Raw genomic sequence first — 16,258 nt, 5'->3', positions numbered from 1 at the left:
TACACCGAGCGGGAAGCAGGGGTTTTGCTGCAAGTGAAAAAGCACCCCGCAGGGTGCTTTCGGTCATCTTCTTCCGAGGGATCTGTCGTCGTCGGAGGCGTGGTCGTATTTGAGGATATAGTCATATATCTCCTGCGCAGTGGTATATGCCACGCCGACGTAGCTGTCCGCGCAGCCGTAATACAGCGCTATCCTGCCTGTTTCCGAGTCGTGGAGGGTAGCACACGGGAAGCACACGTTCGGCACAAAGCCGCGCTCCTCGTACCATTCCTCGGGCGTGAGCACATAGCTCGCACAGCGGTGCAGGACTTTCGACGGCTCGTCGAGGTCGAGCATTGCCGCACCGATGCTGTAAACGTAGCCGTTGCAGGTGTTGACCACACCGTGATAGAACATCAGCCAGCCCTTATCCGTTTCTATGGGAGCAGCACCGCCGCCGATCTTCAGACCTTCCCACCAGCAGCTCGTTCTGCCCATGACATGGCGGTGACGACCCCAGAACTCCATATCGGGGCTCTCGCTGAGGAAGATGTCACCGAACGCGGTGTGCCCGTTATCGCAGGGGCGGGAGAGCATCACGAAATTGCCGTTTATTTTTCTCGGGAAGAGCACAGCGTTCCTGTTGTACGGGAGGAAGGGGTTCTCGATACGTGTAAAGCGCTTGAAATCAGTGGTTTTCGCGATACCGATAGATGCGCCGTACATATCCTGACACCATATCGCGTAGTAAGTGTCCTCGACTTTTACGAGGCGGGGGTCATAGGCATATATCGGCTGGAAGGGCTCGCCGTTCTCATCGAAAAACGGTATTTTTTCGGGCTCGAAGTCCCAGTGGAGAGCATCCTTGCTGGTGCCGAAGTAGATATGGGAGACACCGTCACGCTGCTCGCCGCGGAAAACGCCCACAAAGCCGTTCTGATAGGGCATAACGGCGCTGTTGAAGACGCGTGCCACGTTAGGGACAGGGTTCCTGCCGATAATAGGGTTCTCGGTGTGCCGCCACATCGGAGCCGTACAGCCTGCTGGCTTGTCCTGCCAGGGCATATTCGGGAGAGGCGGGCAGATGAGCTTGATATCTGACATAAAAAGCACTCCTTAAACAGCTTAAATAAAGTTAATTTATCACTTTGTGTCCTGATACGTTAAGTATACATTTATTTTGCGGACTTGTCAATAGCTGCGGTGCCATTTCGCCAACTTTGTAGAGTTTACCGAATATAGAAGCAGCTTTTTGTATATCATACGCCAAACCCGACTTAAATTATCGAGCTGGCAGCTTAAATATCGAGTGAAAAATTATTTTGTAAAAAATAGTAGATTTTTTTTGCAATATAGTTTATAATAATGTGTATGAAGGCTTTGTAGGGGCGCATTACGGCAAAGCTGCTTATCCGAGCGCCTCCGATAAATACCGACAACTGACGGGCGAGCGGAACTCGCCCCTACGATACGAACAGCAGAATTCGCTTCAAAACGTCGGCTATCCCCGCGATTCTCATTAACGAAAGGACCTCCACCATGACCATACAGGAACTCTGCTCCGCTCTTTCCTGCGGACGACTTGACGCGCGGTTCCGAGAGCTTTACGGCTTCGGCGAGCGTGAATACCTCCGCCAGCGAGCGCGCTATCTGAGTGCTGCCGAGCACTTTTCGCGTCTCTGTCCCGAGTGCAGCGATGTGCGCGTATTTTCCGCCTCGGGACGCACCGAGATAGGCGGCAATCACACCGACCACCAGCACGGCTGCGTGCTTGTGGCGGCAGTAGACCCCGATATCATAGCCCTCGCCGACTTCACGGACGACGGCATTATCCGCATATATTCCGAGGGCTGCGAGCCATGCGAGGTAGACCTATCCGACCTTGAGATGCGCGAGTCCGAGCGCGGGACTTCCGCGTCACTGATACGCGGCATCGCGGCGCAGTTTGCGGCTGCGGGTGCAGAGATTGGCGGATTTACGGCGTATTTGAGCTCTGACCTGCTGATAGGGGGCGGTCTGTCGTCCTCGGCGGCATTCGAGACGCTCATCGGCATTATGATAGACCTCGGCTGCAATGAGGGCAGGGCAGGGGCGATTAACATCGCCAAGGCAGGGCAGTTTGCCGAAACGCAGTATTTCGGCAAGGCGAGCGGTCTCATGGACCAGACTGTCAGCGCAGTCGGCGGATTTGTCGCCATAGACTTCGCCGACCCGTGCGCGCCCGTGATAACTCCCGTGCGTTTTGATTTCACGGGTGCGGGCTACAGCCTCTGCATAACGGATACAAAGGGCAGCCACGCCGCTCTCACGGACGAATATTCGGCTATCCCGACGGAGATGAAGACAGTCGCCGCGTGTTTCGGGGCGGAGTATCTTCGCGATGTGGACGAGGACGAGTTTTACGCAAAGCTCCCCGAGCTGAGGGAGAAGTGTTCGGACAGGGCTATCCTTCGCTCCGCCCACTTCTTTGCTGAGAGCAGACGTGCCGAGCTTGAAGGAGAGGCTCTCAGCGGAGGCGACCTCGAGGAATTTTTCCGTCTTGTAAACGAGTCGGGTGAGTCATCGGCGGAGCTGCTCCAGAATCTTGTCCCTGCGGGCGTGTCGGAGAGGCAGGAGCTTCCCCTCGCGATAATGCTGAGCAAGCGTGTGCTCGGCGGCTGCGGAGCAGTGAGAGTACACGGCGGCGGCTTTGCGGGGACCGTACAGGCATTCGTCCCGACCTATCTTGCGGAGACCTACGCAGCGGAAATGGACAGGGTGTTCGGGCTCGGAGCGTGCCGCATAATGACGATACGTCCTGTCGGCGGGACTGAGATTGTGCTTTAGAGCTCAGATTGCAGGGGTGACTATCGGACGTCCGCATATATACAGGGATTTGCGGACTGCCAAAGGCAGCCCCTACATTGGTATTTACGTAGGGGCGAGTTCCGCTCGCCCGTAATTCTTTAACTATTTGCAGGCGCACGAAACGCCGCCCTACAAAATACACCAGCAAAGGACGTGAAAAAATGGACGACAAGGACATAATTCGGCTGATACCCAAGCGCAAGAAGAGCTTCTGGAGGCTCATATTCAGCCGCGCCTTCCTCATACTTGCACTGCTCATCGTGCAGATAGGCATACTCGTCTCCATTTATTTCCTCTTCACCGAGTATCTCCCGCAGGCAAAAGTCCTGCTCGTGCTCTTCTCGGTGCTGATGGTGTTCTACCTCTTCAACTGTGAAATGGACTCCGCCGCAAAGCTGACGTGGCTCGTTCTCATCACACTGTTCCCTGTCCCTGGAGCTATCCTCCTCTTTTTCACGAAGCAGGACATAGGTCACATCAGAGTCAAGAAGCTCGTCATCAGCACGATAGCCGAGTCAAAGGAGATGCTTCCTCTGCACAGCGAAGTGCTCGGCGCCCCCGAGCTTGCAAAGTCGGGTACCGATTCGCTCTTCTGCTACATCAACCGCACGGGCTGCTTCCCGATATACAACAACACCGACGTGACTTATTTCCCGATCGGCGAGAAGAAGTTCGAGGCTCTCCTCGCGGAGCTTGAAAAAGCCGAGCGCTTCATCTTTATGGAGTATTTCATCATCGACGAGGGCTATATGTGGGGACGGGTTCTCGATATCCTTGCCCGCAAGGCGAAGCAGGGCGTGGAAGTGCGCGTGATGTATGACGGGATGTGCGAGATGTCGACCCTCACCTATGACTACGCCGAGCGCCTCGCAAAACTCGGTATCAAGGCAAAAGCCTTTGCCCCGATACTGCCTTTCCTGTCGACATACTACAACTACCGCGACCACCGCAAGATACTTGTCATAGACGGCAAGGTCGGTTTCACGGGCGGAGTAAATATGGCTGACGAGTACATCAACAGGCGCGAGAGATTCGGTCACTGGAAGGACTGTGCCGTCATGCTGCGCGGAGAGGCAGTCCGCACATTCACGCTGATGTTTTTGCAGATGTGGAATGTAGGCGAGAGTTCACCTCAGTGGGACGAGTGGCTCAGTGCTCCCTACGGCGATGAGCACAAGGACAGCGGATTCGTTCTGCCGTTCGGCGACTGCCCGCTCGACGACGAAAAGGTCGGTGAGACGGTGTACATGGACATACTCAACCGAGCGACCCGCTACGTCCACATAATGACGCCGTACCTTATCCTTGACGGCGAAATGGAATACGCTCTGCGGTTTGCAGCGGAGCGCGGGATAGACGTGAAGCTCATTCTCCCTGGCATCCCCGACAAGAAGGGAGCGTACGCGCTCGCGAAAACGCACTATGCGGGACTGACGAAGGCAGGCGTGAAGATATACGAGTATACCCCGGGATTCGTACACTCGAAGGTGTTCGTCTGCGACGACGAGAAGGCAGTGGTCGGGACGATAAACCTTGATTACCGCAGCCTCTACCACCACTTCGAGTGCGCGGCGTATATGTACAGGACAGGCTGCATACCCGAGATAGAGGCTGATTTTCAGGAGACACTCGCGAAGTGCCGCCCCGTTACCCCTGATACCATCAAGCACGAAAAGGTGTTTTATAAGGTCGCGGGAGAGCTGCTGAAGCTGGTCGCGCCTTTGTTCTGAGTGTTGAGAGCCGAAGGAGCGGCATTCCGTACAAAGCTTTGTGCGGTATTGCCTTAACGGAAGCGCTGATTTTTTCACTGCGGTGACTTGTAATATTTTTCACGGAGGTGCTCAGATGAAACGACTTGATGACTATCCCACCCATGAACTAAACGGCATCAGATACCGCTGCGGCAGGGTCAAGCCCTTTGGCGCGAGCCTTATCGGAGACGACACGGTCAATTTCTCGGTATTCTCCAAGTATGCGGAGACGTGCGAGCTGCTGCTGTATCATATCGGCGAGCCCGAGCCGTTTGCGGTTCTGCCGTTTCCCGACGACTTTCGTATAGGCAACGTTTTTTCCATGATAGTATACGGGCTCAACTATGAAGACCTCGAATACGGCTACCGTTTCAGCGGACCCTGTGTCCCCGAGCAGGGACACCGCTTCGACAGCACGAAAATACTTCTCGACCCGTACGCGAAGCTTGTCGGCGGGAGCGAAAAATGGGGCGAAGCCCCCGCTGCCGATGAGACCTTCCGCCACCGCGGACGCGTCATTCCCGAGGACTACGATTGGGACGGCGACAAGCCTCTCGAGATACCGATGAAGGACCTCGTGATATACGAGATGCATATCCGCGGCTTCACGCGTGACGAAACATCGCGCATCAGGCACAGGGGCACATTCGCGGGCGTGATAGAGAAGATACCGTACCTGAAAGAACTCGGCGTGAACTGCATAGAGCTGCTGCCCATATTCGAGTTCGACGAGCTCGAGAACAGCCGCGTCATCGACGGCGAGCGCCTGTACAACTACTGGGGCTACTCGACCGTGAATTTCTTTGCTCCCAAGGCAGGCTATGCGGCGTCGGCAGCTTTCGGACTGACGGCGGAGGAGCTGAAAAACATGGTCAAGAAGCTCCACAAGGCAGGGATAGAAGTGCTGCTTGACGTAGTGTTCAACCACACCGCCGAGGGCAACGAGAACGGTCCCTGCATATCCTACCGCGGCATCGACAACAAGACCTACTACCTGCTCACGCCCGAAGGCTTTTATTACAATTTCAGCGGCTGCGGCAACACGATGAACTGCAACAATTCCGTCGTCCGCAACTTCATACTTGACTGTCTGCGCTACTGGGTATCAGACTACCACATCGACGGCTTCCGCTTTGACCTTGCGGCGATAATGTCCCGTGACAGCAGCGGAGCACCGATGGCGAGCCCGCCTCTGCTTGAGCTCCTCGCGCATGATGCCGTCCTCGGCAAGACCAAGCTCATCGCCGAGGCGTGGGACGCGGGCGGACTCTATCAGGTGGGGAGCTTCCCCGCATGGGGGCGCTGGGCGGAGTGGAACGGCAAATACCGCGACTGTCTGCGCCGCTTTGTCAAGAGCGGAGCTGAGTACGGTCCCGAGCTCATAGCGCGCATACAGGGCTCGGCGGACCTCTACGGCAACCGCTCGGCTGAGGCATCTATAAACTTCATCACGTGCCACGACGGCTTCACGCTGTACGACCTTGTATCGTACAACGAAAAGCACAACCTTGCCAACGGCGAGGATAACCGTGACGGCTGCGACGGCAACGACAGCTGGAACTGCGGAGCAGAGGGCGACACCGACGACGCGGAGATAAACTCGCTGAGGAGGCGCCAGATGAAGAACGCCGCAGCTCTTCTGCTGCTGAGCAGGGGAGTACCGATGCTGCTCTCGGGCGACGAATTCATGAACACGCAGTACGGCAACAACAACGCCTACTGTCAGGACAACCGCATCTCGTGGCTCAACTGGGACAGGCTTGATTCAAACCGTGATATGTTTGAGTTTTTCCGCCGACTGATAGCATTCAGAGCAGCTCACCCCGTACTTCGCAGAACGGACTTTTTCACAGGCTATAACAGCACGGGCTACCCCGAGCTCTCCTTTCACGGCGAGAAGCCGTGGCAGCTCGATGTAAACTCGCCGTTCCTGACATTCGGCTTCATGTACACGGAATCGGCGAAGGACTACGATGTCCCCGCGGATACGTTCATTTACTGCGCGGTCAACGCCCACTGGGAGCCTCATACGCTCGAGCTCCCGATAATACCTGCGGGAATGGAGTGGAGCGTGGCTGCCTATACGGGCGACCCTGCCCGCGACGGAGAGAAGGTCATAGGCAGCGCCGAGCTCATGCCGAGGAGCCTGATGCTTCTCACAGCACAATGATACAGTACCGTCTTGTGAACGGGGGACAGTACATAAGCTCAGCGGATAAGCGGCATAAAAAATCAAATAGCAGAATAACTCTGTTTATGTTGCATTTTTAAAAAATATGATATAAGCGGCGTGTCGCCGCAGCCTGTGTCGCGGCTGAGTTCTCCGGAACGGAAGTATACCGCCGCGCATCCTTGCTATTCCAGACATAATATGATATAATATATCAGGGACCGTTCTGAAGGTTCGACTGTCAGAACGGTCTTTTACTGTGAATTTCTGTGCAAAACGCCGAATAAGATAAACTGATGCAACTCGAACTTGAATCAAGGGGTATTATAGTTGCGGCTCCACACGGGAGCATAAATTGCCCGAAAGGTAATACGTAATGAATGAAAACAGAATAGACGGAGCTCTCAGAGCTCTTCTGGGGCAAACACCCAAAACTCCGGGATCGCTGCTCGAGAGCATGATAAAGAAGGCGCAGCAGCTTGAGAAGGAGCGCAAAGACAGTGCGGACGGACATCCTCCCGACGACAGCTCGGATGACGATGAGCCCGAAACATAAGTGATAAAGACGAGATATAAAGGAGAGTAGATATGAGAAAGATCATCTGTACCGCAGCCATGCTGGCAGTGCTGTGTTCAGCGCTTGCAGGCTGCTCCAAAAAGGGTGACGCGTCGGTAAGCTCGGAAGCTTCAACGACTCAGCCCGCCGCATCAGCCACGACTTCAGCTGCCGAGGACGAGACCTCCGAAACGGCAGCTCCCGAGTATCATCAGGAGGGCTTTGATTATATGGCGCTGGTAAACAAGAGAGAGCCGCTGCCCGAGGGCTGGGAAGAGTCGCTCGAGACAGTACATATGACGAATTCCGTCGGCGACGATGTAGAGGTCGAGAAGAAGGCTTATGACGCATATCTTGAACTCAAATCGGAGCTGGAGGCTGAGGGCATATACGTCGACCTCGATTCCGCGCGCCGCAGTATAGCCGAGCAGCAGAGGATAATGGACGACTTTACAGAGACCTACGGTGCCGACTATGCCGCAAAGACTGTAGCCCAACCGGGCTATTCCGAGCACCACACAGGACTTGCGCTCGACCTGTACCTCATCATCGACGGCAAGGACGTAGTCCTCAACGAAGAGATGATACAGTACCCCGAGATATGGTCGGTGATACATTCCAAGCTTGCCGACCACGGCTTTATCCTGCGCTATCCCGAGGGCAAGGAGCACATCACGGGCTACGGCTATGAGCCGTGGCATATCCGCTACATCGACGATGTTGAGAAGGCGAAGGAGATAACCTCGAAGGGTATGACATTCGAGGAATACCTCGGTATCATTACCGACGGAAGACCTGCTGTTGACTGCGGCAGCTCCGAGCTCTTCTCGGAGGAGGAGCTGAATGAGGCAGCTGTTCAGGTAAAGTGCAGCTTTGCTGACTTTGACCGCTGTGTTCTCACGAAGCTGAGATATGCGGGCGACGAGAAGAACAACGCCGATGATCTGAAGCTGGCGAAAGAATACGGCAGAAATGATGAGTATACGCAGGTCATCGCGTTTCTGGCGGATTTTACAGCCTCCGAAAACTCCAACCGCTTTGAAGCAGGCGAGTATAAGGATTATCCCTGTTGGCTCGCACGCACGGACAGCGACGGCTGGGAGATAGTCATCTGGGGAGGTATGACCGAGTAATAAAACAGGCTCAAAGCTTCATTCGGAGCTTTGAGCCTTTTGTGTTACAGGAGATATGAAAGAAATACGACCAGTTCTATCGGCAGCATCATTGCGATAATGATCAGGACAGCCCTGATATGTGACTTTTTTTCATAGTGGAGCGCGGCGATGAACTCTCTGATAAAGGCGTTTATCCAGAAATACGTCTTTGTCTTTGCGCCGATGCCCTCCGCGGGGATACCGTCCTCATAAGCCATACATCCCGTGCGGAAAACGTGGTAATTGGTAGTTGAAAAAGCGATGTTGGCGTTTTCGTTTCTCTCTTTTATCAGGTCATAGGAGAAGCGCAGGTTCTCGCGTGTATTGACGGACTTGTCCTCCATGAGTATCCTTTCCTCGGGGATACCTTTTGAAATGAGGTAATTATGTATAGCCTCAGCCTCGGAGATGACCTCGTCGCTGCCCTTTCCGCCCGACGGCACGAAAACGATGTCCCTGCCCGTTTTTTTCTTCTGCATATCGGCGAATTCCACGGCTCTGTCCGCACGTGAGCGGAGCAGCTTTGTCAGACCGCCGTCATCAGTTATCTGACACCCGTGAATGAGGATGAAGTCCTTGTTGAAAGCGGGGATATGCTTGGCAGCTCTGACCGCAGAGACCGACGTGCCGATGAGGATGCATTCAAAGTAAGCCATTATCACGGATATCATATCCTCGATGATGGTTTCGAGCAGCAGAGTGAGGCTCGAATACCTGTGGACATCTATGCCGAGCGAATCGAAGAGCGGGTAGATGAAATACGGGATCACCGTACCGACGCAGAGAACGATGCCGAGGAAGAATCCGAGCATATTTTGCAGACATACCCCTTCATGCTTCATGAGAACCAGGTTGCTGATACTGATAGCGAGCGAGATCACCAGAGCGATCGGCAGCAGCAGCGAAGTGAACAGCCGAGCTGAGGTCAGCGTGCTCTCGATGAGATCGGTTATGGACTGATTATCGCCGTTTATGCTCAGCCGTACCAGCGAGAGCAGCTGGAAGCAGAGTGCAAAGGCAGCGAAAATGATGACACCGAGGAGCCACGCGTTCGAGTATCTGCAAAGCGAGACGCTTGTGTCCCGCCGATATTTTCTGACGAGCCTGATGAGTATGAGCGTCAGGATAAAGATGAACGAGACAGGGAAGAAAATATCGCCTCTGCATCGTCCGAAGTACTGATCGAGAGTGATAATGCCCGTGGAATGCACATACAGAATGCGCTCCTGATAAGTGGCACCGCCGTCACAGCTGACCATAACTATCGTACTGCCCGTGTTTACGGAGCGGAAGTCGAGCAAAAGGTCGTTCCCGTCGATGGCATGAGCGGTAGACTCGACGATATTCTCGTCAAAGGTAACGATGATATCGCTGTCGGGCTCAACGTTGAACTTCAGCGAGCAGTTCTTTCCGAACAGGAAGATGCTAATAAAAGAAATGCTCAGCAGGAGAACAGTGAGAGCGGCGATGATGATGAAACCTCGTGAAGTTTTAAATTTTGTCTTTGAGTTCATACAAGTTACAGAGCTCATTTTCCCTCCTTGCCATGTTGGTTTTTGACACACAATATGATTATATATCATTTTTTGGAAAAAAGCAATTTGTTTTGAAAAATGTATTCTTTTTATTATTAACTATTGCTATTTTGGTTGTTTTGTGATATAATTTATATACAATAAGATATAAGGCAACACCGCACAAAGCCCGCCAGAAGGCTTTGTACTGGATATGCTTGCATATTTTCCGTCATCTTGCACAGAAATTCCTTGACATACGTCAGTATGCCTGCGGAATTTCTATACAATCTGACGAATAATCTGTCGGCGCATCTCCAGCACAAGCTTTGTGCGGTATTGCCATAATGCGATATTCTGATAAACGGAGGTGACGGGATATGAGTGTAACAGGATATCTTTACGATCACTGGGGACTTCTGGTCATTGTTATTGGCATTGCAATAATCATTCATTCCGATATCCACCTTGAGCGCAGAATGACATTTCGCATATTGTTGACCATTATGATGCTTTTTGGGTATTCTGTGTCCTGTCATGTTGAGAGTTACCTCGCGGAACAAGCCGAATACACGATACTCAGACCTATCCTGTCGGCTTTGAACTACAGCCTCATCGCATTCATACTTGTCAACATCGTGATGATAGTATATCCGATGCAGAAGCTGTATCTGTATATCCCTGCCCTGCTGAATGCCGCACTTTGTTTTATCTCGATACCGACGGGCATAGTGTTCTACATCTCGGAGGATAATCATTTCGGGCGAGGGATGCTCGGATACCTCACGTATTTCATCTGTGCGCTTTATCTGATATATCTGATATGCAACCTTTTCAAAAACAAGACGTATCAGAAGGAGGATATACACCTTCTGGTGTTCATGTCAGTGACATCGGTGATGTGTCTGGTGATGCCGCTCATTATGGACAGCATGACCGAGCACTGGTTCAATGTCACGATAGCGATAGATCTGCTGCTGTATTATGTTTTTCTGCTTCAGCAGTTCACAAAGCGCGACCCGCTCACCAAGCTGCTGAACCGCCAGAGCTACTATGCGGACGCCGAAAAGATGTGGGATCACATAACAGCTATCGTCACAATGGATATGGACGGCTTGAAAACGCTCAACGACAGCGAGGGACATACCGCGGGCGATACGGCACTGAAAGCCCTTGCGGACTGTTTCAGAAAGGCGTCACAGCGCAGTCAGCGCGTATACCGCATAGGCGGCGACGAGTACGTGATACTGTGCATAGGATCATCCGAGTCGGAGGTAAAGGCGCTTGTCGGACGAATAAAGCAGGAAGTAGCGAAAACGCCTTATACCTGTTCGGTTGGCTACGCGATGAAGGAAAAGAACAATACGATAGACGATATGTATAACAGCGCGGATTCGATGCTGTATGTGGAGAAGGAGCAATTCTATATCACATCGGGAAAAGAAAGGCGCAAGCAATGAGAAAGATAAAGAGCCGTAAAGGAGCATGACGCTTCATTACGGCTCTTTTTGCAGTCTGCGCGAAAGCGGTTATTTACCGCAGTTCTTATCGAATGACGGATTGCAGGCGTAGAAATTCTTAGAGTTGAGCTTATCCTGTGTTATGCGGAGAGCTTCACCAAAGCGCTGGAAATGCACGATCTCGCGCTGTCTGAGGAAGCGGATAGGGTCGCGCACATCTGGGTCATCAGCGAGGCGGAGGATATTGTCGTAGGTGGTGCGAGCCTTCTGCTCGGCAGCCATATTCTCGTGCAGGTCGGTGATGATATCGCCCTTTGACTGGAAGTAAGCCGCAGTGAACGGCGCACCCGAAGCCGCGACAGGGTAAATGCCCGTCGTGTGGTCGACGAAGTAGGTGTCGAATCCGCTTGCCTTTATTTCGTCAATAGAGAGGTCTTTCGTGAGCTGATAGAGGATAGCTGAGATCATCTCTACATGAGCGAGCTCTTCCGTGCCGATATCGGTCAGCAGACCTTTTACCTCGGCATACGGCATAGCGAAGCGCTGATTGAGGTAGCGCAGGGAAGCTGCGAGTTCACCGTCGGGACCGCCGAGCTGCGAAATAATGACCTTAGCCATACGAGCGTCGGGGTTCTTGATATTAACGGGGTACTGAAGTTTAATGCAATATCCTTGTTGTACATAAAGCTTATAAGAAATCCGCATTCAGTGAAAGGTCTGAATCCGGTTTGTTTTTGCACATTCTCTCGGTCTTATAGTAGTATATCTTCCTGACGACCGTGTGCAGCAGTCTGTTCTTTTCCTCGGCGTCCGAACCATAGAAGTTGTCGATGACGTATTGCAGTCTTCTGATTGCCTCATCTGGCGGAAGCTGCGGAGGCTTCTGTTCGCTATCAATTTCCTTTATAGCCTCTTCCAACGACTTTATCTTGTCATTGACTATCTTGGAGCGTTCAAGGAAAGTGTTCGTATCGTAGACCTCCTGTTCAAGCAGGTCATACAGCCTTGAGAGCTGACGCTTTGCCTTTTCGAGCTCTGCCACAAGCGGAGCTTTTTTGTCGGGTTCGCTCTTGAACTCGGTAATGCCTTTGCGTTTGAGCTTTTCGAGCTGCTTGATACGATAGCGGAAAGCGGCTGTAACAGCTTCGTCAACCGCTTCCATGCTGGAGCTGACTATCTTACCGCGGCACTCCCTATAGACGCATAACATATGCTCGTGACCGCTGCTTGCTATGAGACGGCGCTTCAGTTGATGTCCGCAGTTCTTACAGTAAAGGATATTGTGATAGTAATTGAGCAGCCTGTCATTCGGGTGGAGCTGAGCGGCAGGATTTGTACGCTTTTTCTGTTGTGCAGAGTTGAAAACATCTTCACTGATTATCGGTTCATGAAGTCCCTTGTAGAGCGTGTCGCCGTTGGACTTTGTCTTCCAGCCGACCATTCCGCAGTACAGAGGATTTGCAAGTATTTTCTTGATGCTCGGAGGCTCCCAGAATTGGCTTTTCTGCGGACTGATACCCATTCTGTTCAGCTCATTTGCGATGAACTTCGCACCGTGTCCGTCGAGATAGAGCCTATATATCAGCCTGATTATTTCGGCTTCCTCGGGGATTATTTCGAGGGTATGAACTTTTGGTTCGGGATTGACCTTGCGATATCCGTAAGGAGCAGTAGTGCTTATGTAGTTACCTTCTTTAATAGAAGCAAGTCTGCCAGCCTGCATACGGCGCTTGATGGTCTTGTACTCACGTCGGCTCATAAACAGCGAGAACTCGAAGTATTCTTCGTCGAACTCGTTATCGGGGTCATAGGTCTTGGTGGGAGTGACTATTTTAGTCGAGGACTCTCGGAATGCCTGAGCGACTATGCCTTGGTCAATGGTATCACCACGGGCAAGACGTTCAACCTCTACAACGAGAACTCCAGCATACTTGCCCTCGGTAACGTCAGCAAGCAGAGCCTGCATTTGCGGTCGGGCAGCTATACTGTCTCCGCTGACAATCTCCTTGTATATCTTGACTACGTTGAGCTTCTGTTTTTTTGAAAGCTCCATAAGCATATTCTGGTGACGGGTGAGAGTTTCGCCCTCACCGCGAGCTTCAGCTTCAACATCAGCTCTTGACTTTCGCAGGTACATACAGTATTCATTCATCTTTTTCCTCCTTTTGTGCTGGAGTATTGCCGATGACTCAAGTATATTATAGCACATCTGAAAGCATATTTCAAGGCAGCAACGTGCTGTTTTGCAGGTCACCGAGTATATGCTGATATATTACGGCTCAGTAGCTAACATTTTTTGCAAATAAAAGCATTTGAAAGTGGGCATTATGATAATTCTCTCTATAATTCACTGTCTGGTACACTTATCCTAAACGCATCTATTATCCTGTGAAAGTATACCTGCTGCGCGGAATCGGTTTGATCCATGGAAGTATCATATCACGGTAATTCTCATCCATGAAGCTGTCATCCTCAAAATCAACTATACCGCCAAGCTGATGTATCTTTTCCTTTATTTCCATATCGAGGAAAACAGCATCTGCAAAATCACAATTCCTGAAGATATTATCATTGACATTGTCGCTGTCAGCAACACGGTATATCCTGCAACCATAGAAATCACACGGATATTCTCCGTCTAAACTGTACGTAACGTCAGACGGGAGCAGCAACGGTGTATTTAGCCAGCCGAAATCCGTATGAAAGACCTTGTTATTATGTATTATTTTTCTTACAGTGATGATATTTTCAACGTTATATCCGCTTTTTAACCCTCGGCAGATATCAAGGAATCTGTCAAGTTGATTCTTTGTGTAGAGTTCCTCACTTCCGGCTTTCTTGGCATATTCCCGGCAAAGTTCACCGATAAGCCTGTAAATATTGCGTTTCTCAGGGAATAAATCTATATTGTCGAACCACATTCCGGAAAGACCTATCTCCTCAAAGTATTTCTCATTATCGTGTGCAATAATGCAACCGTCCTCAAAGATACCTATGGCATTGATGATGTGTTTTGCAGCAAAAAAATCGCGGAACGATCTGTTTACAAAAGAAAGATCATCTGCAACATCTTCGACCATAAGTCCGGTGTTTTTCAGAAGTATATCTATCCAGTTATGATTCTTCCTGCTTTCGAGCAGGATTTTTTTATCTATGCCTTTAACTGAAATACAGCTCTGATAAACATAATCATTCTTGATGTATATTCTGACAGCTGTATTGATGAGCTTTATTACCTCCGCTCTTGAAAGCTTGTCAAGCGAGGAATCCTCAAGCATTCTTTTAGCGATCATTGGGAGAGCAAACTGAACAAGAAAGCGTACAGTATCGCTGCCCTGCCATTCAGAAAAAAATGTATCAAGCAGCTCACCCTGTGTTTTTATACTGTCGCTGTTGTTTTCGTAAATATCAAGTAATGCCGGCATTTTCAGCATTTCTCTAAGCTCAGTGCTTATATTACTCTCAGCAAATCTCTCATTTATGTAGTCCGACGGTATACCGATAATTTCAGCTATGATGAACTCATTGAAAATATCATTCTTCGGAACAGCACACCCCGAAACAATGATACGGACATTGCTCCAGTTCTTATGAATAAACTCCAATTCACTGATAAATGCCTCTTGATTGCTGATATCTATGTCGTTCAGTCCGTCAAGCAGCAGTGTCCAGCTGCGGCTGTGAACAGGCTTATTACTGAATTCATTGCTAAGACTTGTGAGCTGCTGTAAAGCGGTATCCCTGCCTTCGGATAAGACAAGCATTTCAAATGACCGATATTCGTCCTGATAATGGTATTTCATCAAAGCGTTTAAGAGTACCCCGCATGGCTCATTGCTGAATTCTCTGTGGAATTCGGAAGTATAGCCTTCGAGCGGAATATAGATAAATGCTGAATCGTCGGAGTTTATGATGCTTTTCAGAAGCGATGTTCTGCCCGAGCCGTGAACTCCACATAGGAAGATATAGCCGTTTTTTGGCAGTTCTCCAGTTACTTCTCCGTCAACACATAATTCAAGTGGATAGCGCAGTTTTTTCTGTTGCTGACGTCTGGCTGCTGCAAACATATTTTCAATAACATCGACCTTGTATTCAAGGTCAAATGAAGTACTATCAGAGAATCTGACGGTGAAAAAAGTCCTTTTTCCCACATATTCCAAAAGTTCTGTTTTTGGGGATATATCAGCAGTTTTATGGCATAGATAGAGCATTCCAAGGAGCAGCGCTTCTACGCATATACGCTTCTGATGTGCGCTGCTACCAAACATTTCATCTTTGCAGATATATCCACTTCCGTAAACTATTTTATCGACATTCCGGTCATTTCTCAGAAGCTCGAGAAGTGTAAATACAAGCGACTCTGTCTTCTGCTCATCTATAAAACTGTCAAGGACTGTTCTGAGCTTTCGACAGTATACCGCCATTTTATCGGTACTGCCGATACAGCTTTCAAATTCTGAAAAGCTTATCAGATTATACGGATACCCTTTTCCATCCCTGAAAAAACGACTTAAATATCTTTCGAGCTTTCTGTTTGCTTCTTTAGGAACGACCTCATTATTGAAGCATTTCAGGAGTTCGTTTTCACACGAAAAGTCCGAAATACAGAGCATAAGCATAGCATAAACAGTCCCGTTTGAAAGAATGCCCTTACCTTTTCGCTTCGCCTGCATTATAAGCGATAATAAAACATTCAAGGAAAGCATATCACACCTCCCGATATTTGCGGCAAATCATACTGTTTTTGCGGCAGATTCTATTCTCCGTCATGATATGATTTAATTGACGTAATAAGTGTACCATATCTGAGGCTCATTGTCAAAAAAA

Annotated in this window: 11 protein-coding genes; 6 read left to right on the top strand and 5 right to left on the bottom strand. The window is 50.4% G+C overall.

The annotated features are described in order from the left end of the window. Positions 1–63 precede the first annotated feature (63 nt). Positions 64–1,083 (bottom strand): glycoside hydrolase family 130 protein, encoded by a 1,020-nt coding sequence (locus BMX22_RS06465; RefSeq protein WP_074741667.1) that lies wholly within the window; start codon positions 1,081–1,083, stop codon positions 64–66. Between the two features lie 435 nt (positions 1,084–1,518). Here BMX22_RS06465 and BMX22_RS06460 point away from each other — a divergent pair, with 435 nt between their 5' ends. The 5 genes from BMX22_RS06460 (at position 1,519) to BMX22_RS06440 (ending at position 8,436) form a co-directional block, all read left to right on the top strand. Further along, on the top strand, positions 1,519–2,805 hold the full coding sequence (locus BMX22_RS06460) for a galactokinase (RefSeq protein ID WP_074741666.1): 1,287 nt from the start codon (positions 1,519–1,521) through the stop codon (positions 2,803–2,805). Between the two features lie 182 nt (positions 2,806–2,987). Beyond that, the gene (cls, locus tag BMX22_RS06455) at positions 2,988–4,556 is read left to right on the top strand and encodes a cardiolipin synthase (protein WP_081349110.1); all 1,569 of its coding nucleotides are present in this window, start codon (positions 2,988–2,990) and stop codon (positions 4,554–4,556) included. A 115-nt stretch (positions 4,557–4,671) separates the two neighbouring features. Then, complete coding sequence (gene glgX, locus BMX22_RS06450; protein WP_074741665.1) at positions 4,672–6,747, top strand: glycogen debranching protein GlgX; 2,076 nt, start codon at positions 4,672–4,674, stop codon at positions 6,745–6,747. 376 nt (positions 6,748–7,123) lie between these two features. Continuing rightward, positions 7,124–7,303, top strand: a complete 180-nt coding sequence (locus tag BMX22_RS06445; RefSeq protein ID WP_074741664.1) for a hypothetical protein — start codon at positions 7,124–7,126, stop codon at positions 7,301–7,303. A 32-nt stretch (positions 7,304–7,335) separates the two neighbouring features. Next, the gene (locus BMX22_RS06440; protein WP_074741663.1) at positions 7,336–8,436 is read left to right on the top strand and encodes a M15 family metallopeptidase; all 1,101 of its coding nucleotides are present in this window, start codon (positions 7,336–7,338) and stop codon (positions 8,434–8,436) included. 44 nt (positions 8,437–8,480) lie between these two features. Here the strand turns inward: BMX22_RS06440 and BMX22_RS06435 are convergent, their stop codons facing one another. Further along, positions 8,481–9,989: a YdcF family protein gene (locus tag BMX22_RS06435; RefSeq protein WP_074741662.1), complete on the bottom strand. Its 1,509-nt coding sequence runs from the start codon at positions 9,987–9,989 to the stop codon at positions 8,481–8,483. 362 nt (positions 9,990–10,351) lie between these two features. Between BMX22_RS06435 and BMX22_RS06430 the strand changes: the two genes are divergently transcribed. Beyond that, entirely contained in the window at positions 10,352–11,431 is a 1,080-nt protein-coding gene (locus BMX22_RS06430; protein WP_074741661.1) for a GGDEF domain-containing protein, read from the top strand. 69 nt (positions 11,432–11,500) lie between these two features. On the opposite strand, the gene BMX22_RS06425 is transcribed toward BMX22_RS06430, so the two are convergent. The 3 genes from BMX22_RS06425 to BMX22_RS06415 all read right to left on the bottom strand — a co-directional run bounded on the left by BMX22_RS06425 (position 11,501) and on the right by BMX22_RS06415 (position 16,137). Further along, the gene (locus BMX22_RS06425) at positions 11,501–12,136 is read right to left on the bottom strand and encodes a manganese catalase family protein (protein WP_074741660.1); all 636 of its coding nucleotides are present in this window, start codon (positions 12,134–12,136) and stop codon (positions 11,501–11,503) included. Then, positions 12,120–13,583 carry a recombinase family protein gene (locus BMX22_RS06420; protein WP_074741659.1) on the bottom strand — a complete coding sequence of 488 codons (1,464 nt, stop codon included), beginning with the start codon at positions 13,581–13,583 and terminating at the stop codon, positions 12,120–12,122. The genes BMX22_RS06425 and BMX22_RS06420 overlap by 17 nt, the downstream gene beginning before the upstream one ends. A 229-nt stretch (positions 13,584–13,812) precedes the next feature. Further along, positions 13,813–16,137: an NACHT domain-containing protein gene (locus BMX22_RS06415; RefSeq protein WP_074741658.1), complete on the bottom strand. Its 2,325-nt coding sequence runs from the start codon at positions 16,135–16,137 to the stop codon at positions 13,813–13,815. Between the last annotated feature and the right edge of the window lie 121 nt (positions 16,138–16,258).

Source organism: Ruminococcus sp. YRD2003 (assembly GCA_900109435.1).
In the GTDB taxonomy this organism is placed as follows: Bacteria; Bacillota; Clostridia; order Oscillospirales; family Ruminococcaceae; genus Ruminococcus; species Ruminococcus flavefaciens_G.
Note: the sequence above shows the minus strand (reverse complement) of the source record. Positions and strands in the feature narration are given on the sequence as shown.